Source organism: Bacteroides bouchesdurhonensis (assembly GCF_900155865.1).
GTDB lineage: Bacteria > Bacteroidota > Bacteroidia > Bacteroidales > Bacteroidaceae > Bacteroides > Bacteroides bouchesdurhonensis.
In genome coordinates, this window is the sequence record NZ_LT707006.1 from 4,205,708 (window position 1) to 4,228,648 (window position 22,941).

At 41.0% G+C, this 22,941-nt stretch carries 17 protein-coding genes and 4 pseudogenes; 2 read left to right on the forward strand and 19 right to left on the reverse strand.

What is annotated here, in order from left to right:
* Positions 1-123: 123 nt before the first annotated feature.
* The 10 genes and pseudogenes from CZ225_RS18470 to CZ225_RS18515 form a co-directional block, all read right to left on the reverse strand.
* Positions 124-972, reverse strand: a complete 849-nt coding sequence (locus tag CZ225_RS18470; RefSeq protein ID WP_234983076.1) for an IS66 family transposase — start codon at positions 970-972, stop codon at positions 124-126.
* The gene (gene tnpB, locus CZ225_RS23740) at positions 941-1,219 is read right to left on the reverse strand and encodes an IS66 family insertion sequence element accessory protein TnpB (protein ID WP_077154955.1); all 279 of its coding nucleotides are present in this window, start codon (positions 1,217-1,219) and stop codon (positions 941-943) included. The genes CZ225_RS18470 and tnpB overlap by 32 nt, the downstream gene beginning before the upstream one ends.
* Positions 1,213-1,637: pseudogene (locus CZ225_RS24735) on the reverse strand (hypothetical protein). The gene tnpB and the pseudogene CZ225_RS24735 overlap by 7 nt, the downstream one beginning before the upstream one ends.
* Positions 1,638-1,733: 96 nt before the next feature.
* Positions 1,734-2,234, reverse strand: a pseudogene (locus tag CZ225_RS18485) (UDP-glucose 6-dehydrogenase); the annotation flags it as partial.
* 22 nt (positions 2,235-2,256) lie between these two features.
* On the reverse strand, positions 2,257-4,200 hold the full coding sequence (locus CZ225_RS18490) for a polysaccharide biosynthesis protein (protein ID WP_077154956.1): 1,944 nt from the start codon (positions 4,198-4,200) through the stop codon (positions 2,257-2,259).
* A gap of 45 nt (positions 4,201-4,245) precedes the next feature.
* Positions 4,246-4,674 (reverse strand): annotated as a pseudogene (locus tag CZ225_RS18495) (chain-length determining protein); the annotation flags it as partial.
* A 1-nt stretch (position 4,675) separates the two neighbouring features.
* Positions 4,676-4,906: pseudogene (locus tag CZ225_RS18500) on the reverse strand (hypothetical protein); the annotation flags it as partial.
* 7 nt (positions 4,907-4,913) lie between these two features.
* Positions 4,914-5,327 carry a UpxZ family transcription anti-terminator antagonist gene (locus CZ225_RS18505; protein WP_234983059.1) on the reverse strand — a complete coding sequence of 138 codons (414 nt, stop codon included), beginning with the start codon at positions 5,325-5,327 and terminating at the stop codon, positions 4,914-4,916.
* Positions 5,296-5,877: a UpxY family transcription antiterminator gene (locus tag CZ225_RS18510; protein WP_077154607.1), complete on the reverse strand. Its 582-nt coding sequence runs from the start codon at positions 5,875-5,877 to the stop codon at positions 5,296-5,298. Before CZ225_RS18510 ends, CZ225_RS18505 begins: the two co-directional genes overlap by 32 nt.
* A 332-nt stretch (positions 5,878-6,209) precedes the next feature.
* Entirely contained in the window at positions 6,210-7,175 is a 966-nt protein-coding gene (locus tag CZ225_RS18515) for a tyrosine-type DNA invertase cluster 3b (protein ID WP_077154958.1), read from the reverse strand.
* Positions 7,176-7,714: 539 nt separating this feature from the next.
* Between CZ225_RS18515 and CZ225_RS18520 the strand changes: the two genes are divergently transcribed.
* Entirely contained in the window at positions 7,715-8,110 is a 396-nt protein-coding gene (locus tag CZ225_RS18520) for a hypothetical protein (RefSeq protein WP_392387489.1), read from the forward strand.
* Between the two features lie 31 nt (positions 8,111-8,141).
* Here the strand turns inward: CZ225_RS18520 and CZ225_RS18525 are convergent, their stop codons facing one another.
* Positions 8,142-10,556, reverse strand: coding sequence for a tetratricopeptide repeat protein (locus CZ225_RS18525; RefSeq protein WP_077154960.1), 2,415 nt, complete (start codon positions 10,554-10,556; stop codon positions 8,142-8,144).
* A 51-nt stretch (positions 10,557-10,607) separates the two neighbouring features.
* On the reverse strand, positions 10,608-10,763 hold the full coding sequence (locus CZ225_RS23745) for a hypothetical protein (protein ID WP_159441788.1): 156 nt from the start codon (positions 10,761-10,763) through the stop codon (positions 10,608-10,610).
* 258 nt (positions 10,764-11,021) lie between these two features.
* Here CZ225_RS23745 and CZ225_RS18530 point away from each other — a divergent pair, with 258 nt between their 5' ends.
* Positions 11,022-12,191 carry an acyltransferase gene (locus CZ225_RS18530; RefSeq protein ID WP_077154961.1) on the forward strand — a complete coding sequence of 390 codons (1,170 nt, stop codon included), beginning with the start codon at positions 11,022-11,024 and terminating at the stop codon, positions 12,189-12,191.
* A 143-nt stretch (positions 12,192-12,334) separates the two neighbouring features.
* Here the strand turns inward: CZ225_RS18530 and ccsA are convergent, their stop codons facing one another.
* From ccsA to CZ225_RS18565, 7 genes are all read right to left on the reverse strand, one after another.
* On the reverse strand, positions 12,335-14,743 hold the full coding sequence (gene ccsA / locus CZ225_RS18535; protein ID WP_077154962.1) for a cytochrome c biogenesis protein CcsA: 2,409 nt from the start codon (positions 14,741-14,743) through the stop codon (positions 12,335-12,337).
* 10 nt (positions 14,744-14,753) lie between these two features.
* Positions 14,754-15,821 (reverse strand): chorismate transformation FkbO/Hyg5 family protein, encoded by a 1,068-nt coding sequence (locus tag CZ225_RS18540; RefSeq protein WP_234983077.1) that lies wholly within the window; start codon positions 15,819-15,821, stop codon positions 14,754-14,756.
* A 75-nt stretch (positions 15,822-15,896) separates the two neighbouring features.
* On the reverse strand, positions 15,897-16,781 hold the full coding sequence (locus CZ225_RS18545; RefSeq protein WP_077154964.1) for an aryl-sulfate sulfotransferase: 885 nt from the start codon (positions 16,779-16,781) through the stop codon (positions 15,897-15,899).
* 17 nt (positions 16,782-16,798) lie between these two features.
* Positions 16,799-18,601, reverse strand: a complete 1,803-nt coding sequence (locus CZ225_RS18550; RefSeq protein ID WP_077154965.1) for a c-type cytochrome — start codon at positions 18,599-18,601, stop codon at positions 16,799-16,801.
* The gene (locus tag CZ225_RS18555) at positions 18,598-21,108 is read right to left on the reverse strand and encodes an HzsA-related protein (protein ID WP_077154966.1); all 2,511 of its coding nucleotides are present in this window, start codon (positions 21,106-21,108) and stop codon (positions 18,598-18,600) included. The genes CZ225_RS18550 and CZ225_RS18555 overlap by 4 nt, the downstream gene beginning before the upstream one ends.
* A 32-nt stretch (positions 21,109-21,140) precedes the next feature.
* Entirely contained in the window at positions 21,141-21,857 is a 717-nt protein-coding gene (gene deoC, locus CZ225_RS18560) for a deoxyribose-phosphate aldolase (protein ID WP_077154967.1), read from the reverse strand.
* A 39-nt stretch (positions 21,858-21,896) separates the two neighbouring features.
* Positions 21,897-22,931, reverse strand: a complete 1,035-nt coding sequence (locus CZ225_RS18565) for a zinc-dependent alcohol dehydrogenase (RefSeq protein ID WP_077155887.1) — start codon at positions 22,929-22,931, stop codon at positions 21,897-21,899.
* Between the last annotated feature and the right edge of the window lie 10 nt (positions 22,932-22,941).

Genomic DNA, 22,941 nt, shown 5'->3' on the forward strand with positions numbered 1-22,941 from the left:
ATTATCTTTACAATATGTGGGCAGTAATCATTAGTTAATACTCAATTTAGAGCATATTCTTTTTATAAGTCACCAAAATGGATGCCTCACAAAAAAATGTTATTAAATTCAATTGATTTTTAACTATTGGCATACAGCCAAGTTTATATTTTGCGGTGCCAGACTCAAAAAATCTCTGCAACTGTTAAAAATTCCGGTAAAAAATTTGCCAAGATAATCCCATGCGGACCTGCCTTGCAGCTTCACCGTGCTGATTATGCTATGATATACGGTGGCAATCTCCGCTCCCTCGTCGCTTCCTAAGTGCAGGGGGTTCTTGCGTTTGGTCGTAAAGGGACGGACCGCCCTCTCCGCCAGATTGTTCGAGATCGGATAACGACCGTCCTTTATATAAGTGAAAGCCTCCTTCCAAAACTTATAAAGATAATTCAGGACCTCCTGCATATAACAGCTTTGCTGATCCTCCTCACTTTTCAACTCCTGCAGCAGGTTTGCCCGCAGGTTTATCATCGCCTCTATGGTTGGTAATCCCTGTCGTCGCCGGATACGCTCCTCATCGGTAATCATCTCCTTGTCATACTCCCTTTCAAAACAGATCACCACACGTTCCACCTTGTTGACAAGAACCCACATGTAGTATTTCTTGTACCGGTCATATTTGCGGACCTTGTACCAAGTCTCGTAACAATTGACCACGGCATCCTTTTCCAGAGAGCTCCTCCTCAGTTCCACCACCACAAGGTTGAGATATCCCTTGCCTTTCTTCAGCCAGTTGCGCAAGGTGTTTTCCGATACGACCACGCCTGTTGTACGATAGGTTTCAGGACGGTTGGAGAGATCTCTCCGATTCGGAGAGGAAGAACGGAATTCCCCTGTATCCGACTCTGGTACGGAACGTGTTTCCAATAATTCTCTAACAGAAGGACCACGTCCTTCCAGTCTATCCGGTAGAGACCTCGTTACCTTCGTCATCTTTGATTATAAGCATAAACTGATAGCCAACAACAAACTTTTTCTCAAAAAGACTGTAGGAACGGTTATCATAAGCGAATAGGCGAACGATACGGCGATCTTTCGACATGACAATATAAATGTCACCATCTGAAGGCTCACGGTGCAACTGTTCACGAATGACGGATAGAACACGGGAATGCTTACAACGCATGTCTGTAAAGCCCCGCAGGTAATAGAAGCAGTTTATGCCGGTCACACTCAACATAGGACCTCCAATTTTTGGATCAAACGGTACAGACCCGGATAATCCAGATCTTTTTGGAGGATATGCAGACCATTGCTCAAGATTAGATCCAGGATATATGCGCGGGAAGCACACTCGGGACTTTGCACGGCTTCCGATGTTTGTGCCTTACAGGGGAAGAAGGATTGTCCTTCCTTAAAGGGTTTTCCCCTGAAGGAGAAGACGGCACGGACTCTGAGGTTGGACATGAGGGAAAAACATCCAACTGAACTTCCACTATTTTTCTGCGGGTATCCTTGTACCATTTATGAAAAATGTTGTAAGGGACGTTATTCTTTGAACAGAATGACTGAAGAGACATTCCATGAGAAACGGTCTCTGTTTGGTACTGAAAATAAAATCTTTCAAGATATTCACTACTATAATCTCCAACAAAGATATAGATAACATTTCGGAGCCCTAATTTGAGGGCTTACAAAAGTTACGCAGCATTTAACATATTAATATTCAATATTTGTCTTTGTTGTAATATAATCGGATAGAGGTTATCATACAGTGCTTGACTTTCACGCAAAAATTCCGGGGAGAAAAGAAGGTTAAGCTTCTTGCCTTGGAATTCCGGTTTGCTAAGGAATTGATGTGCATATTTCACATAAAGCGAACGTGTATATTCTACCGGAATCGTGGACTTAATCACCATCACCGCATCAGGATTTACACTGAGCACAAGGTCGATCACATCTTCAATATGATGTGTATCAAAGAAATTCTTCTGAGAGTCATAGTTGGTAGGTGGCGCAATGACGATAAAATCAGCGTTACAATAAGCATCCTTACCATCAAGAGTGGCACGCAGATTCAAATCTTTCCCTGCCAGATACTTCTCGATATATTCATCCTGAATAGGCGACTTTTTTGGGTTGATAAGATCCACCTTCTCAGGAATGACATCTACGGCAACAACCTCATTGTGTTGAGCCAAAAGTGTGGCTATTGACAACCCCACATAACCGGTGCCTGCTACTGCTATTTTCATAATATTTTCCTTATTGGCAGATTTATTTTTTTAATAAAGAGTTCTCATTATCCAAGACTTCAAACCTCGAATTCTTAGAGATAAACTCCGGAACAATCTTCTTCATCAAAGCGACAGTGTCCATGATCCTGACATTTCGAGCCAAAGCCTCAAAATCAGAGTAAGAATCCAATACGTCATCATATTCATAACGACGGACCTTAGCGATCTTGATCTTCTTGTTAGAGGTAGGAAGAGTATTCTCCTCAGTACTCAAAAGCTCCTCATAAAGTTTCTCCCCGGGACGAAGACCGGTAAACTCTATCTTGATGTCCTCATCCGGACGGTAGCCTGCCAGCTCAATCATACGGGTAGCCAGATCCACAATCCTGACGGGCTCACCCATCTCAAAAACAAAGATCTCATTCCCCTCTCCCATCATACCCGCCTCCATTACCAGACGGCAAGCCTCAGGAATGGTCATAAAGTAACGGATGATATCAGGATGGGTTACCGTCACAGGACCACCATTCTCAATCTGCTCTTTAAAACGGGGGATAACAGAACCGTTACTGCCCAATACATTACCGAAACGGGTGGTGATGAATTTTGTCTTACCTTTGACCTTACCTTCTTTGATGGCAGTTCCCAGACTCTGAACATAGATCTCAGCCAGACGCTTAGAGGCTCCCATCACATTCGTGGGATTGACAGCTTTATCAGTAGAGATCATGATCATCTTCTCCGCTTCATATTCAACCGCCATATCGGCTACCTGGCGGGAACCTATCACATTGACATAGACTGCTTCGCAAGGGTTTTCCTCCATCAAAGGGACATGTTTATAAGCGGCAGCATGGAATACGATCTGGGGATGATAAAGTTCAAAGACCATACGGAGACGTTGGATAACACGAACATCACCAATAACCGGTACGAAGTCTATCCCGGGATATTTCTTCTCGAACTCCAAACGGACGTTATGAAGGGGACTCTCGGCGGAATCAAATAATATTAGTTTACGCACACCGATCTGGGCAAGTTGACGGCAAAGCTCACTGCCGATACTACCGGCAGCTCCAGTAACAAGAATGGTCTTATTACAATATTCCGCTGCGATCTCACCCATGTTGATCTTGATCTCTTCACGTCCCAAAAGGTCCTCAATACGGATGGGGCGGACAAACTGGTGGAAAAGACCATTGACATCCGCCTCGCTGATCGAGGGAGCGATCAGAGTCTTCACGCCAATGCTCTTACAATATTCAAGAAGGCGGTTCTCTTCTTCTTTGATGGAATCGTAGCGGGCAAAAAGAACGCCTTGTATACGGTGTTTCTGAATTAACGTCTCAAAATCGGACTTGTCTGAGAATGAATAAACCCGGGAATCGGCAAGAATCCTGCGGCTATGATCGGGACTGTAAATACAAAAACCGGAGATCTTGTAATGAGAGCTGTTGCGAAGACGGGTCTTCAAGGCAACGCTCTTGTCATCCGTACCGTAGATCAACACACGCATGTCGGTCTTACGGACCATACCGATCAGAGACTCGTAGGTTACGATGACTATGACTCTAAAACCGATCAAAGAGATCAGGGTGAACATGCCGTCGGAGATGACGAATACAAGGTTCTGACTGCCGAATAAACGGTCTCCATGTAATATAAAAAACACATACACGGCAAGACAGCAGGTCTTGAACAGGACGCTGCAGGTGATACGCCAAAGGTCCTTGATCTCCGAATAACGGATCGTGTTGCGATAGGTGTTGAAAAGCAAGCCGCCAATTATGCTTGACAATAAGGATACGGCAATGACCTGTAACAACTGGGAAACATTCCAGCTGATGCCCACAATGTAATAAATGCCAATAAAGGCAAACAGGGTACACAAGCCGGAAATCAGCGTATCCACCCCGAGGATAAGCCAGCAATTAAAAAAATTACGGCTGGTGTATTGCAAAAATCTTTCCAATGATTTCTTCATGATCGTATTCTATATTCCCCTTTTTTAAAACTTTTATACGACGTGTTATACAAATTCACGCTTCAGTTTGTCCCAGAACTCTTCCCCAAAGAGTTTCCAAACAATGACCGTAGCTACAGATAGAAAAACAAAAATGATTACATACATCTTTCTGCTTGTACCAGAAGGCTGTTGAGGGACGACCGCAGGTTCTACCACTGCAAATACGGGTTTCTCTTCCTGAACTTTCGCCCGGGCTACTTGTAATTGGTTGGCAACCTGGCTGTAAACCTGATAGGCCAAATTCATATCGTTCTGCAAACGCTCCTGCTCAGCACGAACACTCTGAAGGATCAAATTGTCATGGGTATCAACATAATCGGCATACTTCTTCTGGGCTGCGTAATATTCCTCCTGACGTTCCTTAAATAGTTTTTCTAAATAATCACAATCCTCCTTCGCCTTAAAAGTACGGTAGCCTATGATGTATTCCTGTGTTTACATTGTTCTGTTTCTCGTATAATTCTTTCACACGAATGGCTTGTTCCTTGGTTACACCCTTACGGGCTAATTCTGCGGCCATCTGTTTCTGTTCCTTGCCTTGTTTGATACCTTCTTTGACGTACTCGAGGACTTGCTGGTCGCTCATGCTTTGAGCCATCAGAGAAGAACTACTACAGAGCAACAAAGAAAATAGAAATAAGCGAAATAGTTTTTGTATTTTCATTTATTATTTAGAAATTTTCAATTGGTTCAAAAGATTCGGTCAATTCATGGTAGACGGTCAATAGCTGTTCTTTTAAAGAAGAAGCGGAAAGCGTTTGGAGGATATGCCGGGAACGGACAAGAGTATTATATTTTTTCGACTCTTCTTCCGGATTGGCATACATGGAAACACTGTATCCCAACAATAAAGCTAAACATAGAGAAGCATCCTGCTCCATTGTCGCACCCCGCAAGGAATACAATTCATCAAGCTGATTATGAATGCTTTGGTGCAGTTGAGAAAAATCATCGGAATATAAGTAACACACGTCACTCCCAGCAGGAAGCAACCGACGCACAGAACGTAACAGGTGATCTATTTTCTCCTGTAAAACGACAGCATCCATCTTTTTAAACGGCACGGGCTTTGGCTGATTCCACATAACCGATAGGCATATCGACACAGGCACAGCCGAGCATATCCAAACGAACGGCAATTTTACTTTTGCCATCCATGGTGACTAGTTCACCGACAAGGCCCGCCAAAGGACCTTTGATCACACGGACTTCTTCACCGCGGGCCAAAGGAGTGCTGTTCATATGAACGGCTTCCTCTGAATAGTCGAGCATGAAACGGAAACGGGTCATCTGGTCGTCGGGAATGACCGTAGGAGTGCTTTCACCGCGCATCACCATATAGCGGCTGACCGTAGAAAGAGTCAGAACTTCCATGCGTTCTTTGGGTGTGACATGGACAAAGACCATCATGGGAAGAAGAACCGCTTCCACTTTTTTACGACGGTCACTCCATTGATGGATTTCCTGCTGAACAGGTATAAAACTGTCAATCCCCATTTTACCCAAACGCTCGGCTACTTTCTTCTCGTGGTGCATACGGACCAACGCTACGTACCAACGTTTAGGGTGTGCTACGCCTTCCCCTGTCCCATAAATAGGCCCAGCAATTACTGATTTTTTTTCTAATGAAATCATGTTTTTTTACCCCATTATGCTCTGTTACTTTTTAGGTAACAGAAGAATAAGGAGAAGTGAATGATCTGAATAAAAAAGAAAAACACGAACAAATAAAGGAAACGAAGAATACTGGACTTTGGCGAATGAACGTATTTCTTTGAGTATAAGACAAATAAAACACAAGGCATGAAGTCCAAATTATTTCATGCCCGGATATATTTTTGACTTATCTGTTGGAAGAAAAGAAAAAAAACGTTTTTTATTTGTTTGCTATATACTATTTTGTCTATCTTTGTGCCGAATTCATATCTGTTACCTAAAAAGTAACACACACCATTTACCACTAGATATCAACACATTGACTTTTTATTCTTAGTCACAAAATAATTTTTAACGTAACATAAATTCATGCGATTCACTTCTGTGCGTTCTTCAAGTTCAAAACCCTTAAGATAAGTTTGTGTCGTTTTAATGGAAGTATGTCCTAAAGACTCACTGATCATTTCGATAGGCACACCGCGATATTTTGCCGTAGTTGCCCAAGAATGGCGAATGGTGTAGGATGTCACAGGACAGCGCAAACGCAATGTACGAGCCAGGCTCTTCAGATTGTTATTGAAATTACGTAGGGCGGACTGGTATTCACGGTAACTGCTCCAGTCCCGACGTTTCTTGTCACCACGGAGAATGCTGAAAAGATAGTTCGGGCAATCGGGAGACGGAGGAAGACGATTGCGAAGGAGAAGAATCATCTCTGTGGCGGTATCCAGAACTTCCACACACATAGGAGTACGGGTCTTGATACGGTTATAATGCAGAATATTCTGTTCCAAAGAGGTTTTCTCCAAATGGGCAAAGTCGGCAAAAGACATACCACAAAACTGGAACATAAGGGCAGCAATATTCTGAGTACGACGCAAACGCTCTGAACCGGGATCTTCGTATAAAAGGCGGTGAAGTTCGGAAACAGGCAACGCTTTTTTCTGGCGAATATCAACTCCTGTATAGACATCATGAAACAGCCGGGGAACATAACGAGCCTTTCCCGACTCCACTCCACGATTATAGATACTACGCAACATACGCATATACGTAGAAATTGTATTAGGTTTCAAACCGTGTTCATAAAGGTAACGGCAATAACTACGTAAATATTCACGCGTGACCCGGCAGAAAGGCACATTCGAAGTGCCAGTAAATCGAACAAATGAACGCAAGGCATGCTGATAAATGTGCGCTGTTGCAAAACGTCCTTCTTTTCGCAAACACCCAATATAAGCATTTGCACATACAGTAAATCCATTTTTTTCCATCATTTTCTTGGTTTAATTCATTATTACATGGGGAATTATAGCTGATTAGTAAGCACAAACAGACAAATTTAGTTAAATTATATTTCTAGGATTACAAGTATATTCATTGACAACCAAGATTCCTCCAACGCGCGCGATTCATACTATATAGCATCACAATAGATATATAATTACAAAAAGTAATTTTCGTTTCAATAGTCGTTTTTGAAAAAACAGGATATTACTCCTAGTTTTGCAACCGGATTTTAAGAAATGATCGGTTTCTCGGTGAGAAACAACTTGTTCCTCACCGAGAAACCGATCGTTCCTTTTAAAGGAACGGCGTCTTGGTTTTAAACCAAAATACGACATTTGTAACATATTGAATTTCAACTTCTTACAATATCAGAATTCCGTCCCGACAACCATGGGAATTTTCGCAACAGACAAAACGGAATTCATAGTCGAAAGCGGCTATTTAAGAATAATCAATATTTACAAATTAAAAGAAAATTCCCATGGTTACAACAACGTTTACCATTAAACCTTATTTGGCCAAGTTCATGTATGTCAAATACGGATGTCCGGTACACCTCACACGCATCCATCCGGTGTATCACTGCTTGCAACAACTATCTGTCCCACATCCCCAAAATGTTTCCTGGAAGGAGGCAGGGAACATTCGTTTCATACTCCCCAATCCACGATACGGAAAATCTCCCGAAAAGTATAACTATATCGGGCAGGATAGCGCATTTATCATCGAAAAAATAATAGAAGTAGAGATAAAAATGGAATTTTACGAATTTCTATTGGAGAATAAATATAGTAAGGGGATAATGTTCAAAAAGTCGATGGAACTGTTCGTCGAACATTACCAGCTGGAAGAACTGATTGAGGAAGAAAGTCTGATGAGGGCATTTCAGAGATGGAGAAAAATGATGAAAGAGAATAAATAGCCATTAGCAACTTTCATGTAGAGCATGGTCATTAAACTCCATGCTCTACCACTAATCCGAGATTACAATTAACAATCTCGATCATATGTTTATATGCTGAATTTTGACTTGATAACTTATTAAAAATCTTCAATGATTGATTATAATTTCCACATGCCTTTTGCGACTGTCCAATATCAGTATATAGTTTACCCAGATAAAAATAAATATAGGCAATTTGTGCTGTATATGAAGTATATTTTTTATCAGAATCCCTTAATATTTCAGTCTCCATATCAATATAGTTTTTCAGAGTATGCTCATACATATTTATAGCAGCTGATATACGTTCATTATATTTTTGTATATCAGAAGTGGCAGATTCTTTCGAACCTTGTGAATAAGTGTCCATTCTTTCTGCTATCTTCTCCGCTTGATACCAATAAAGTTTTCCCAACGAAAGATAGGTACCCGCCAATTCCGGCAAATAACTTTCCGGTTTTTGATCGGCTAGTTTTTTCCTTATTTCTAAAGACTCCAGCAATAGAGCTTCACTATCCGTCCATCCATTTTCCGCACATAAATCACCTAAATTATAGAGGCATTTAGCAATACTGGGAGCATATTTACCGGGATTTAGATTTTCCAATTCACGATAGACCCTTAACGCATAATAGATAAAGACACGCGCCCTACGATGCTTACGAGTATCATTCTTATAAAAGCAACCGAGATTCATCCATGCCATCGCTATATCGGCTTTATACTTTTTCCTCTTGGCTTCACATAAATCTTCATACTGATCTCTAATCTCCTGATTCAGTTTTTCTCCCTCATCTTTCTTACCATTTTGATAGTAAAGTACACTCAAATTGCTTTTAACAAGAAAGATATAATGGTCATAATCATTGTCCGGATAATGATTGGATAACACTGTATACAGCAAAAGAGCCTTCTGATAACTTGCTTCTGCTTCCTGATATTGTCCCAACCGATTATGTAAATTTCCCACCAGATTGAAACTTCTGGCAATAAGAGATAAGTTTTGCGACGGAGAAAGCAAATTTATAAATTCCAGATAAAAACTATTCAGATACTTATTCTCAGGTAAAGACAAATAACGCTCAATAGCCCGCTTGTAAAAATCCAAAGCTTTTTCAAAGCGGTGATTTTTATCAAGAAAACGCGCATACTTATATATAATATAGGCACACTCATCTTCAGGAAGACACGCTTCTGCCACCCGAATAGCACGCTCTCTTATGGAACACGCTTCCCTGAAACGATTAGGATTGGAAGGATCTATCAAACGGCTTTTAGCACATAGCAGTAGCTCATCAACATTATTCCTTATCAGGTTCTGTGCATCTTCCATAACAAGCTTAGCCTGCTTGTACTTATCAATATTATGATCTCCTTCTTTATTTATATCATCTACATTCAATAATCGGGTTACCTCTTTGTCATTTCCTTGTTCCAAAAGGAATGCAACTTTTTGCAACCGTTGGCTGGTAGATTCTGCTGCCAATTTATTCAATTGATAAACAATATTCAAAAGCAGTTTATTTTGTTGCTCCAAGTCTTCTTGTGACTGATTGATACAGTTTAAAATATGCTTTTGCTTATATTGTTTTTCTGTCAACGTTTGAGTTAGCATCTCTACATAGTCTTTAGCGTCTTCCCACATTTCCCGGTAATCATCTTTAGGAACTCCCGGATGTTCCGGATCTTCATACCTGCCAAGTCGGACATTTTTCTCTTCTATCTTATTTTGTAATTCTGTAATCTCCCGATTAATTTCAGATAGCGATTCACGATACTCTTCCAGCACCTTCTTCAGCCTGATAACTTCACTATTATTTGCAGAAAAAGACAGATGCTCAATGTTCCCAATGCATGTGTTACCCAACATGATATTGGAATCTCTTATCTCCATATTGCTTATGCCATCCAAATAAGGAGACAATCTATTTCCTTCCTTATTCTGAAGGGCTTTGAGAAGCCTCTGAGCACTCATATTAACGTCCAAACACAATTCGGAAGAATGATTATAAGCTGGAGGAATAAAGAAATTATATCTCTGCCCTATAATAGCTTTTAGTTTTTGAAGTCTTCTTTCTTCTTCTTCCCCTTCATTCAGCTTCTTCTGGAAAACATAAATATTGGGATATCCTTGCTTCTGTTGGTTTTTTCGGGCTTCATAAAGTTCCTCAATCGTATAACGTCCTGCTTTACGATGAAATAATGCAATAAACAATTGACTTGTCTTTACTTTTTGGTCATATCGATACTGAGAAGGTATTCCATTATATCCATTGTCGAAATGTTCCCATATTTCTAATTTGAATATAATTTTCCCATCATAGACATCATTCAGCTTTTGAATTAATTCAGTTACCGCTTCACGGTCCTGCTTTAATTCTTCACTGGAAGCTAAAAATACCCGTACAATAATTGGAGTCTGCATAAGAACTTATTTCTGTTGATACTCAAAAATACAAAACGGTAGACAGAGAGTTCAGAACACATTATTTTCCCACCAATATCTAAACCCAAACAATTCTTCTTCGGGAAGTGTGATTAGACACTCTTTCAAATTTCGTCCGCGATTAGAATTATCAATGATTGTCCGGAACTTTTCTTCTATCATCAATTGGGCTGCTTCTTTTTTCATTTTCTTTCTTTTTTATTCGGACAAAAATATGAAATTTTCCAATAAATATCGTGATATAACCGCATAATAATCAAAAGTTAGTGGCTATTTTAAAAGAAAGTAAAGTCATAGCTTAAATCCGTATCAGCTTTTGCCAATAAAGTTATGAACAGTCTGACGGGTAATGATTTGGTCTGTTTTTATCTTAAAATGAACAATAATTTTCCTTTTTGCTGCTCTATCTTTCATACCTTTGTATAAAATTTAATTACACAAACCATGACTCAAAACATTACTACAGAAAATCGATTAGTATGGCTGGACGTTATCCGTTGTATAGCCATGATGATGGTAATCGGTGTACACTGCATCGATCCTTTTTACATTTCTCCAACAATGAGAGTGATACCGGAATATACTCATTGGGCCGCCATTTACGGTTCATTGCTGCGTCCGTCAGTGCCGTTATTCGTGATGATGACCGGATTACTCTTACTTCCTGTCAAACAACAACCATTAGGAATCTTCTACAAGAAACGTATTTACCGTGTATTGTTTCCTTTCCTCATTTGGTCAGTATTATATAGCATGTTCCCCTGGTTTACAGGTCTCCTCGGATTGCCGAAAGAAATTATCGGAGATTTCTTTTGTTACACACAAGGGCAAGAATCGCAGAGTCTTATGGACTCTCTGAAAGATGTGGCAATGATTCCATTCAACTTCAGCCACAAAGAAAATCACATGTGGTATATCTATTTACTTATCGGACTGTATCTTTATATGCCTTTCTTCTCCGGATGGATAGAAAAGGCAAGCAATAAGACTAAACAGACATTCCTGTTTATTTGGATTATATCTTTATTCATTCCTTATATACGTGAATATGTAGCAAATATGCTTTTCGACCGAAGTGGATATGTATTTGGTACTGATACATGGAATGAATTCAGCATGTTCTATTATTTTGCCGGATTTAACGGTTATCTGTTATTGGGACATTATGTAAAACAAGGGAATAATTGGAGTGTATTAAAAACATTCCTTATTTGCGCAGTCATGTTTGCTGTCGGTTATTATGTCACTTATACAGGCTTTAGTACTACTGCCGCAAATCCCAATGCCACTGAAACAGAAATGGAACTTTATTTCACCTTCTGTAGCCCGAATGTGTTATTAATGACTCTGGCGGTATTCCTCATATTGCAAAAAGTGGTAATCAATACACCGATTGTGGTAAAAGCATTGGCCAATATGACTAAATGCGGTTTTGGTATATATATGGTACACTATTTTGTAGTAGGTCCGTTCTTCCTACTGATAGGTCCTTCTGCAATACCTATTCCACTGCAAGTACCTTTGATGGCTGTATGTATTTTCATTTGCAGTTGGGCATTCACAGCACTTATGTATAAGTTAATGCCTAAGAAGGCGCACTATATTATGGGATAAGCACGTTGCTACTACCTCAAAAAGGAGTAATATGTCGTAATTAGCATGACATATTACTCCTTTTTAATTATAACCTATCAATGTTCTATATTGATATTCTATTTTAATAGAAAAGTTTTGCTCTTATAGGTGGTTCATGAGTCTTACCTGAAACGTTTACGTGCTAATATAGCCAAAGCCAAAACGACACACAATCCTATTCCCCAAATCCACAATCCTCCTCCATTACCTTCGGTCTTACCATAAGAGTGTAAGCCACTTAAATAGTAATTTACTCCAAACCAAGTCATTAAGACTGAAAGTATAGAGACCACAGAAAGCAGATTGAAGCACCAATCCGTTTTACCTTTCAGTAACGGTACAAAACGTAGATGAAGAACCAGCGCATACACAACAATTGATATCAATGCCCATGTTTCTTTCGGATCCCAGCCCCAGTATCTTCCCCAAGAGACATTCGCCCAGATAGCTCCTAAAAATGTCCCTGCAGTCATAAAGAACAGACCGAGAATCATTGCCATTTCATTCAGCAATGTCAGTTCACGAATTCGAAATCGAAGTCTTAACTGATTGGTTGCTGAAAGCAAACTCATTAAGATCAGATTGAATAGTCCTGTTAAAGCACAAAGTGCAAAGAATACGTACCCAATCATGATAACAGCTACGTGTGACATCAGCCAATACGACTGAAGCACCGGAACTAGAGGAGTTATTTCCGGATTCAGATGATTTAATCCGGCTACGAAGAGCATGATTCCTCCCAATAGTCCAGCCAAAGCAGGAAGAATAGGAAAACGACGGGCAAACAGCAATCCGCAACCGACCAACATCCATGAAGTACATACCATCGATTCATAGGCATTCGCCCAAGGGGCATGACCGGAGATATACCAACGTAACAAGACTCCGGTGGTATGTGCCAAGAAAGCTATTACTAGAAAAGCAATCAAGGGAATATTCAATTTTCTACCCCATTTAAAGTCCGTCATCATCTCTCCACATGCAATAAACAGTAGTATCCCACCTAAAACCAGATAAGCTAGACGGCACCAGAAAAACAGGTCCAACTGATTATAAAGCAATTCTGCCTTTATCTTTTGGTTATCGATAACAGGAGTTTTACTTTTTGCTTGCTGGAAGATTTGAATCATATCCACCACCTTATCCGCTTCTTTCCAGTCATTGGAACGTACTCCATGATCCAACTCATAGAGATACCAGTCCATGATTTTAGAAACAAACATAGAGTCTTTTCCTTGAAAAACATTCAGGCTGTCACCGGCTGAATACCATTTACCCCGTAGATCGTTTTCGTCCGGGAAAAGAGGTAATAACTGATGCTGCATAATCTGATAAACAATATTCACAGATTCATCCAGTTTCAATAAATCTGAATCCAAACGTTTACGCTCTGCCGCTGATTTTGAATAGATTGCATTCACTTCATCAGCCAATACATAATTTCCGTACTTGTCAAATACATCTTGCCATGCCATGTATTTTCCATCTCTTCCGAAACGTTTTAGGATCTCCTTATTATCTACTTTGATAAAAGGGACTTTGCCCCATTCATCGGGGAAAGATAATAAATTCAAAAAGAACTGGTCTGAAGTAAGACCATTCAGTTTCTCCGCCCCATAAAGTTTGCGCAGAATAGCAGACGTATAACTATTCACCGGTTCTAAACGACCATTCGGATTAAGTACCACTAACTGTCCGAACTTCTCAGCATGTAAAGAAGAGACACTTGGAGATTGTGCCCCCAACGTTTGCGCCCCGAATATACCACCGGATAATCCTAGAAGAAGAAATAAACAGAAAGGCACATTCTTTTTCATCTCGCTCAACTCTCTACGTAAACGCCCAAAACGAGAATTCTGACTAAACAACGTAAGCACAAAACCTACAAATAATAAGAAGTAACCCGTATACGTCAGCTGCATACCGGGACGGTCATAACTCACAGACAAAACTGTTCCCTGTTCATCCCGATCAAATGAGGATTGAAATAGCCGGTAACCATTCACTTCTATTACCTTATTCATACGCACCGTGGCAGTGAAAGAAGGTTCGTTTTCCTGCTTTATTACCAAATCACTCTCGTATGACATCGGACTATGTGACCCTGGATAACGTTCCAGCCTAAAATCATTGAGCTTAACAGAAAAGGGCAGGGAGGAATTTCCAGTCCCTGCCCCATCATCTCTCATCATGTAATTCACCGTTTCCCCCTCACGGATATGCATAACCCCTGTTACGCCCACATAATGAGAGGCAGCTGCCCCCAACCACATAAGAATAAAAGCTCCATGAAAAGCCAAACTACCTTTATTGATTCTTTTGAAATAGCTTCCCCGAAGAAACATACTCAACAAATTGACAGCCTGCAATAATTGTAACAAAATAAACCAAGGGGCATAATAAAAATACTCCCTGGCTATAGCAGGACCGTATGAGTTCTCCACAAAAGTAGCAATTGCCAATATCACTGCATAAAGTCCCGCCAATACATACATCAGAACAGGTGAGGCTATCAAACGAATCAGTTTCATTAGTTTTATGTTATAAATAAGCAATACCTTCAATTTCTACCAGTAGCTCTTCTCTGCATACATCGGCATAAAGATAGGCAATAGGAACATCCGGACAAAGTTTATCCAAATCTTTTTTCACTACATGCACATCCGTTTCATTCTTCAGATACACACGAAGAAGCTCCAATTTGCCGGAATGCTTGGGAAGATTCTTCTTTCCTTCTTCCAAACCAATCAAATGCTGGATGTTTTCTAGTGTAATCTCTGTTTGTAAAAGCACATTCCGATCCATGATACTCTCTTCGCCACGAATAGCAGCTGTGCCTGAGATATAAATCATTTCCAAACTTTGATCGGTGAGTAACTTTCCCCTTTCAAATTTAGGAGTTTCTTTCTCTGAATCAGTACGATGGCTTATCAGTACGTTGTCTGAGTAGTCATGGGCTGCTCTCTGCCAATCATTGTCCAAAGGCACAATGTCAATATTTCCTTTAACAGCGTTGAAGTCTATCTGTACACCACCATATTGTGTTCCGATTCCCGTAGCTGCCGGATAGCCATATAGCCATTCCGAAGAAGCATAGTACCTGGAACGCACGTCATTAAAATCTTGGTAACACTGATTTCCATGAATCATATCTGTAATACGTTCCAGATAGTTCCACTGACGGACAATATCTCCGAAATTCATCTCTTCCTCCTTAAGAATCTCTTCTGCTTTGCAAAATGCCTGCTCTGATTGTTCACAAATCGGCAGGTCCAACTCATCCGCACAAAGCCCTCCTGCTACAATTTCTAAATAACCAGCCGCTTTTATACGGAGGTAACGCCCCCATGCGGTTTCCTGTTCTTCTATCACTACCGCCTCATCAGCAGTTTTCTCCAACGAATGTACTTCCAGAACCAACTCTCCCGCCAAAGGTTTCTGCGCAACGAGCGAAACCAGTGGACGGGGAGCAATAAAATGCTTGTCCACCCATTGTTCAAGAAAATTCCGTTGAAGTCGATATTCCTGATTATCCGAACAGAGCGTAAAGAAGATAAGACGAATTACATTGTCCCGGCGAACGGCAGATTCCAGTAGTTCCTCCGCCATCCGCTGCCAGGATTTATTTTCCGCAGTATATAGCTCACATTTTATTCGATGATACACCATTATGACATACAGAAATTAATGATAAGTTGCCACACCTTCCGGTTTATCAACACTATATACAGAAGACATCGTCTGCAATCCCGGATGATTTTCCAATGAGTAAAGTACGTTCTTCTGGCGATCTACCAACAACATATGTACTTTATCTTTCGGATTTACGTGTCCGGTCCAATTAGTTATCAAGAAACGTCCGTCAGAGAAGTATTGGAAACCTCCCAAGAATTTAAGTGGTTTACCGGGAATATCTGCATTGGATATTTCCCAAATTGTTTTTCCTTGGGGAGTTACTTCAATCAGACGGGGATTCTGGTCTTTGTCCGCTACAGCAATCAACGTATTTCCATTAGGAAGGCGGGTCAATGAATGAGGACCACCGGGGACTGACAGTTCCCATACGACTTTGCCATTCGCATCATATTCCTTCACGCATTGATCTCCATAATGTGCCACCAAGAAATGACCATTATCCAAGCGGCGAGCATTACGCATAAATGCAAATCCTCCATCCTTCACTCCTTTTGGCAAGATGCAAACCTCTTTTACAATTTTCCCTTTCGGAGAAATTTCCAACATCCGTCCTGTGGCACACTCACCTACGAATGTATTACCGTTCTTCAAACGTTGGCAAGCAAAAACCGGGCTTTGTGACTGATAATGAAATACTGTATCATTCTGACGAGTCATTTCAAGCACTCCATGTCCGGTAGTAAAAAGAATATTACCATTAGGCAAGACCCATAAATCATTGGTATCCGGAGCTTTGTGCTGCCAGACAATCTGTTCGTTCTCCATCACAAATACGATGCCTTGTGAATAATCAGCTCCAACAAATGTCTTTGTCTGCGCGATCATCGATACCGAGAAAAAAAATAAAACAAATGCAATAGTATATCGAATCATAATTAGTTTGTTCTATATTATAGTGATAATATGTATTCTTCCAACTCCTCCAATTCCTGATCAGTTACAGGTTTCTTCGGACCATGGACCTTCAACATATCTTTCATTGAATAACACCGGCCATCATAAAGATAAGGAGCTGTACGCCAGCACTCATTCAAGGCTGGAACGTCCATTTTCAATCCTTTATCCGGTCCGGTAGTCCATCCCACCTGATACTGTTTCATATCTGTATAGTACTCTCCGGAATGACAACTAGCACAGTTCTCTTCAAAGATTTTCTTTCCTTTCTTCGCTTTCTTAGAAAGCTTGCCGTTTTGCAGATAAGGACTTGGCAGTGGTTTCAATGACTTGAGATATTCATCGATTGCCTCATAAACTTCCTCCTCTCCCTCACCAAACAAAATATACTTTACGCCCGAGCGTACAGCTGTTTCAGCATCTTTGCGGATGCCCGTCACCATACAAGGAGGTGTCTGATGAGAAAGTAACAATGTTTTTGTATTCTTCGGATTACCCATACCATCGTTCAGCAAATCCCAGTTGAGGCCGTCCATACGTGCATCATTCGGATGACAGGTCGCGCAGCTTTGCCAATTTTGGAAACAAAGTGTGGCATCATGAAAATACATATCACCTTTACCTACTTTAGTAAATGCCAACGGAGCACCCAAAACTGCCGTTCTCACATTCTTGCCATTCAAGTCCATAGCAACCAATTCCGAAGTATAATAATTGGCTGTATAGATGTTGTTATCAGTAGCCACCACTGAACGAGGACCTTTTCCTTTAGTCGAAATAAAGTCACGAATACCATATAAGAATCCGGCATCATTCGGAATGTTGCCCCATGACTTCATGGAAGGAGTCACCATCTCTCCCTGTTTCGCTTTTGCAAGACGTTCGTGCAAAGCAATCCGGTCGATTCGAACTAATTCCTGACTACCGGAGGCTGCAACAATAATTTGTTTATCGTCTGGAGTAACAATCACTGCCCATGGGTTGGCCGCTCCTTTTTGAGGAGTATCCAACAATACAGAAGTTAATAGTTTCTTCGCTTTCAGATCAATAATGGATAAGGTATTTGTAGCCATCCAGCCTCTATCCAATTGATTGGTAGGCAACTGGTAACGAGCAATCAGATGAGTAACATACGCATACTGACGATTTTTATCCACTGCTATAGACTTGACGTCCGTTGAACCGTTGGGTAGCATGATACGACTCTCTACCTTCTTTGAAAGTACATCTACGATATCCAATTGCACAGCAATGGGATAAGCAGTAGAAGCCATTTCCGGTAGATTGTTTCCTATCAACAAACAAGAATCTCCGGCAAAAGAAGCCATTGCTACCGGTTCGCGACCAATAGCAATTTTATTTATTACTTTACGGTTAGACGGGTTTATTTCCCAAAGTTCATTGTTAAACCGCTGAGTCACCCAAAGTGATTTCGATAATGGATTATATAATATATCCGATGGAGTTGCTCCACTCCCTTGCTTTGAAAGTATAGATAGTTTTTTTCCATCCAATTCGTACATCATGCCGGAATTGCCATCACAAACCACCCATAGCTTTCCGGATGGATCTTGTGTCATTGCATTCACCGGAGAAGAGAAAGTAACTCTCTGTTCGATGTCCTGCCCGTCGGACGACATTTTTAACAGTTCACTTCCCGCTCTATTCGTCACGAATAAGGATTTTCCATTATCAGCCAGAAACAGGTGATCCGGTGAAATAGTACCAGTGGTTTCTATACCACTTGTGCAAAGAAGTATAGAAGCTACGATACTAACAGGTATCAAAATCTTTTTCATTTTTTCAGTTCTTTAGTTTGAAGAGATTGAATGTATTGACGGATATTCTCTTGGTCTTCCGCACGAGCAGCTTCCCGTTTCTTATCATAACGATCATAAAACTCGCGATCTTTATCCGACCAATTGTTCGCTTCACGGTAATCTCCGATCTGAGGAACAAGCAAGTCAATCCAAAGAGAAACCTTACGTATTTCCTGCGGAGTCAGTTTCGTTCCACCATGCCCGTTTTCCAGACGCTTAATCAGATTACTCTTATTAGATCCCGCAAAATAAGGCGGTAACAAGGTAGGCTCGGACAAAGAACTGATCCAGTTCACTTCCGGATGATGTGGATCACCTCTCCAAGCCCGGTCGTCTCCATCAGGGCGAGCATGAGTCAGACTTAAATAAGAATCTGTATATTTTCTCTTACTCTGGTGATCTACCACTTTCAACTCTCCTTTCAAACTCATAGGTTGTTTTACTCCGTCATGGCAAGAGATACAATGTTTGTCCCAGATTGGTTGAATCTCTTTCAGATAGCTGAAGTTACGTTCTCCCATTTCATCTTCCGGTTCCAATGCCTTGATGCCTTTATTCATAGCCATGGATACAGCATGTCCAGACACAGGTACAGTATTCTTATGTTCGTGACATCCGACACAACTCTGCACTTCATTGGGTTGGAGGGTAGACCAGCTACGCATAGTCTGTACTACACGCCCGTTCGCATCCAAAGCCTGAAAATACAAAGGTCTGCGTGCAGGAACTTTAAAGAATGCGGAACCATCGGGATATACTTCCGTCACACCCAACACTCTCTTCACATCCCAAGCCGCATTTCCTACTCCGGTAGGTGTACTGGCTAAAGCTCCTCCCCCTTTATCCTGACCATTCACTTCGCCTACACCCGCTGCACGAAATTGAATCTCTACAACACGCAACTGCTTAATAGTTCCGGGTTCTACACCTTTCAAGCCATTACCTTCATAGATATTCTGCATGTAATATACCCCGTCCTTCTTCGTATAGTCTACTGTAGATGAACGACGGAAAGGACGTTCACGAGGAGCAACCAATATCGGTTGATTGCAAGAAATTTCAGGATCGGAAACTAGTAATTCCCGCTCTCCATCAACATTCATCCAATAAATACCAAACATCATCGGATGTCCGACATAATATCCCAGCGGAGTATAAGAAATCAGAAATTCTGTTTCGTTCAATGGGAACGGATGTTGGAACTGATCGGTAAATTGTCCGTAACTGTCAATACGTTCAGCTTCCGGTTTACGAACGGGAGCGACAAACATCACACCTTCATTCTCATCACGACCAGCTTCGGGGTCAATAATACCCAACTTGCCATGTTGCGGGTTGTGATGTCCCATAAAAGTAGCCATTACCTTACGAGTACCGGGTATTTGGCGAGTATGTGCCACCGTTGTCGGGAACCAACTGTTTACTCCATAATATTCTGCCTGTCCGGTTCCATCAGGATTCATTTGGAATAATGGTTGTGTCCAAACCTGCCCACGGTCATTATAATCCCATCGGGTATAAACCACACGACCGTCATCAAGTAATGTAGGAGTTACCGTATGCACCTGGTCAAAACCTATCTGACGCATATAACGTCCCTCCCGGTCACAAAGATACAGATTGCTGACTTCGGTAAACCAACAGTCTACAGCACTTCCGCTACGAGTAGAATTAAACATTATATTTTCATCCGGCAAATAAATTCCTTCAATATCAGCGTGTCCTTTCCCTGAAGTTATTTGCTTCACTTCACGTGTCTTCAAATCCATTTCATACAAATGAAAATCATCTTCTTTTGCAGACTTCTTCCAAGCAAAAAGCAAGTGCTGACCATCAAAATGAAGATTCGGATCACGATAGACTCCATCTTCATCTGACAATAAATTCTCCTCTTTTGCCCAAATGCCACTCATTTTAATCTTTGACAATGAACCACCTGCAATGTAATTACATTCGGCACGTGCATCCGACAATCCTTCGGTATATGCAAAGAACGAAGGTCTCAACGTTCTAAATTTCGTAAAGATAATCTCTGGCTGATCGGCAGTGAAAGAAGCCAAACGCTTTGCACGTCTCTTTTCACAAGCTTTCAAATAAGATTGAAATGCTGTTTCAATGCTTTCCTGAGTCTCAGCCACGTTAGTCGCAAGATTTAGTACGTCCAACCGACGAGACAGTTGCTGGCTGAAAGAACCCTTAAACCAATTTACATTTCTTCCGTCCTGTAACCACCAGTCATAATATACCGGATAATTTTTCATCAATATTCGATGAGCTTCCTTTATCTTATTCTCAAGTTCTTCTTTATGATCCTCTTTTTGCTTTATCACCTGAACCTCTGCAAATTGCTTCTGCATCTCAGTGATAAAACTTTTCGCGTCCATAGGTTGAAAAGAGGTATCTTTGGTTTGCCAGGCAACGATGGTGAACAGCACCCAACATGCTGCTCCCCATTTCAATAACCTTATTATTTTTGATTTTATCATATTAATATCTTATGTTATCTCTGAAATAGATATTACATTCCTCGTTTCAACTCTTTATATGCTTCTACAATCGCAATACCACTTGAGGTTCCGATACGAGTAGCCCCCTCCTGAATCAATGCTAACGCAGTATCCAAATCACGAATACCACCGGCTGCTTTTACACCAATAGTCGGACCTACAACACGACGCATTAATGCCACATCATGTACATTCGCTCCTGCTGTTCCGAATCCGGTAGAAGTTTTCACGAAATCAACACCCGCTTCTTTAGCAATACGGCATACGGTTTCTTTTTCTTCATCTGTCAAATAACAAGTTTCAAGAATCACTTTACAAATAACGCCGGCAGGTTTACAAATAGAAACCATATCTTCGATTTCCTTCTTAACGATCTCAGTCTGACCTTTCTGCAAAGCTCGTACATTGATTACCGTATCTATTTCCGTAGCACCTTTAGCTATAGCATCACGAGTCTCAAATGCTTTACTCTCTACAGTATTCTGTCCCAAAGGAAAACCGATGGCTGCTCCAACGCGTACACCCGAACCTTCCAACAGTTTCACACAAGTTTCCACTTCTGCAGGATTGATAGCCACCATTGCAAATTTATACTGACGTGCTTCTGCACAAAGTTTTTCAATATTCTCTGCATTTCCAAAAGGTTTCAGGAAAGTGTGGTCGATCATTCCGGCTAACTGTTCTACTGACAAATTCGCAATTATTTCGTTTATATTTTTCTTTTCCATTGTTTTAATTCGTTTAATGTAGTTATTCTAATTGATTATTTAAAAAGTTAATACGCATTTCAAGACTTCACCGCGTTTTACGGCTGCAAAGGCTTCCTCTATTTCTTCAATCTTGAAACGATGCGTGATAAAGTCATTTGCTGAAAGTTTACCTTCTTTAATCCACTGCGCCAAAGTTGTCATAGCGGCTTTCTCTTCCGAACGAGTAGGCCATTGGTGCATATGCAAGTCGAAGTTATAAGGTGCTTTCGATAAATCGAATGTCGGATTCTTTGTCATTACCCCATACACACACACATCACCGCCCATCTTTACCAAAGGCAATACGGAATTAACCACTACATCCAGACCTACTGCATCAATAACAGCATCATATGAGCGTCCTGCTGCTGCAATAAATTCAGGAGTACTAATTTCAGCCGGTGTATATCCATTGTCAGCTCCCATCTTACGAGCCACTTCCAGCTTGGAAGGAAGCATATCGACAATATCAACCTGTCCCAGTCCGAACAGCTTACCCAGCTTTACAAAACTTAATCCTACCGGACCTGAACCCACTACCATGACTTTTTTGCCCGGAGCCAGATTGAAATCTTTAAACGCTCCCAAAACTTCACGCCATGTACAAGAGATAACTGCTTCTTCCGGCTGCACATGTTCGGGAACTGAATTCTGAATTTCAAAACTGTCCCAACATCCTTGTTCAGGTGTAGCCAACCCTTCTTCTTTCAGAACTTCAAAATCGTTCACTACCACATATTCGCTGAAACCACCCCAGCCACTGTCTATACCTTGAGCACCAAAATCAGAGATCAGTCCACCGATAGCACGATCACCCACTTTGAAGTTACGTACTTTCTCACCTACAGCTACTACGATTCCGGCATTTTCATGTCCTAAAGCCAAAGGATAAGTATCTACTCCGGGAAATTTTCCGGCAATCAATTTACTATCCGTCGCATTGCATAAAGCAACCATTTCTGTTTTCACCAAAGCCTGATAGGCATTGATTGCAGGAGTTTCCACCTGTCGTATTTCTATTTTACCGGGAGCCGGCACAATTACTGTTTTCATTGTCGTCATT

Excerpts from the sequence above, each read along its gene's own strand:
- CZ225_RS18540 (WP_234983077.1), bottom strand. The coding sequence starts at position 15,821 with ATGGCGGAGGAACTACTGGAATCTGCCGTTCGCCGGGACAATGTAATT.
- deoC (WP_077154967.1), bottom strand. The coding sequence starts at position 21,857 with ATGGAAAAGAAAAATATAAACGAAATAATTGCGAATTTGTCAGTAGAA.
- CZ225_RS18520 (WP_392387489.1), top strand. The coding sequence starts at position 7,715 with ATGTATGTCAAATACGGATGTCCGGTACACCTCACACGCATCCATCCG.
- CZ225_RS18515 (WP_077154958.1), bottom strand. The coding sequence starts at position 7,175 with ATGATGGAAAAAAATGGATTTACTGTATGTGCAAATGCTTATATTGGG.
- ccsA (WP_077154962.1), bottom strand. The coding sequence starts at position 14,743 with ATGAAACTGATTCGTTTGATAGCCTCACCTGTTCTGATGTATGTATTG.
- CZ225_RS18555 (WP_077154966.1), bottom strand. The coding sequence starts at position 21,108 with ATGATAAAATCAAAAATAATAAGGTTATTGAAATGGGGAGCAGCATGT.
- CZ225_RS18525 (WP_077154960.1), bottom strand. The coding sequence starts at position 10,556 with ATGCAGACTCCAATTATTGTACGGGTATTTTTAGCTTCCAGTGAAGAA.
- CZ225_RS18550 (WP_077154965.1), bottom strand. The coding sequence starts at position 18,601 with ATGAAAAAGATTTTGATACCTGTTAGTATCGTAGCTTCTATACTTCTT.
- CZ225_RS18470 (WP_234983076.1), bottom strand. The coding sequence starts at position 972 with ATGACGAAGGTAACGAGGTCTCTACCGGATAGACTGGAAGGACGTGGT.
- CZ225_RS18565 (WP_077155887.1), bottom strand. The coding sequence starts at position 22,931 with ATGAAAACAGTAATTGTGCCGGCTCCCGGTAAAATAGAAATACGACAG.
- CZ225_RS18505 (WP_234983059.1), bottom strand. The coding sequence starts at position 5,327 with ATGTGGAATCAGCCAAAGCCCGTGCCGTTTAAAAAGATGGATGCTGTC.
- CZ225_RS18530 (WP_077154961.1), top strand. The coding sequence starts at position 11,022 with ATGACTCAAAACATTACTACAGAAAATCGATTAGTATGGCTGGACGTT.
- CZ225_RS18545 (WP_077154964.1), bottom strand. The coding sequence starts at position 16,781 with ATGATTCGATATACTATTGCATTTGTTTTATTTTTTTTCTCGGTATCG.
- CZ225_RS18490 (WP_077154956.1), bottom strand. The coding sequence starts at position 4,200 with ATGAAGAAATCATTGGAAAGATTTTTGCAATACACCAGCCGTAATTTT.
- CZ225_RS18510 (WP_077154607.1), bottom strand. The coding sequence starts at position 5,877 with ATGATTTCATTAGAAAAAAAATCAGTAATTGCTGGGCCTATTTATGGG.
- CZ225_RS23745 (WP_159441788.1), bottom strand. The coding sequence starts at position 10,763 with ATGAAAAAAGAAGCAGCCCAATTGATGATAGAAGAAAAGTTCCGGACA.
- tnpB (WP_077154955.1), bottom strand. The coding sequence starts at position 1,219 with ATGTTGAGTGTGACCGGCATAAACTGCTTCTATTACCTGCGGGGCTTT.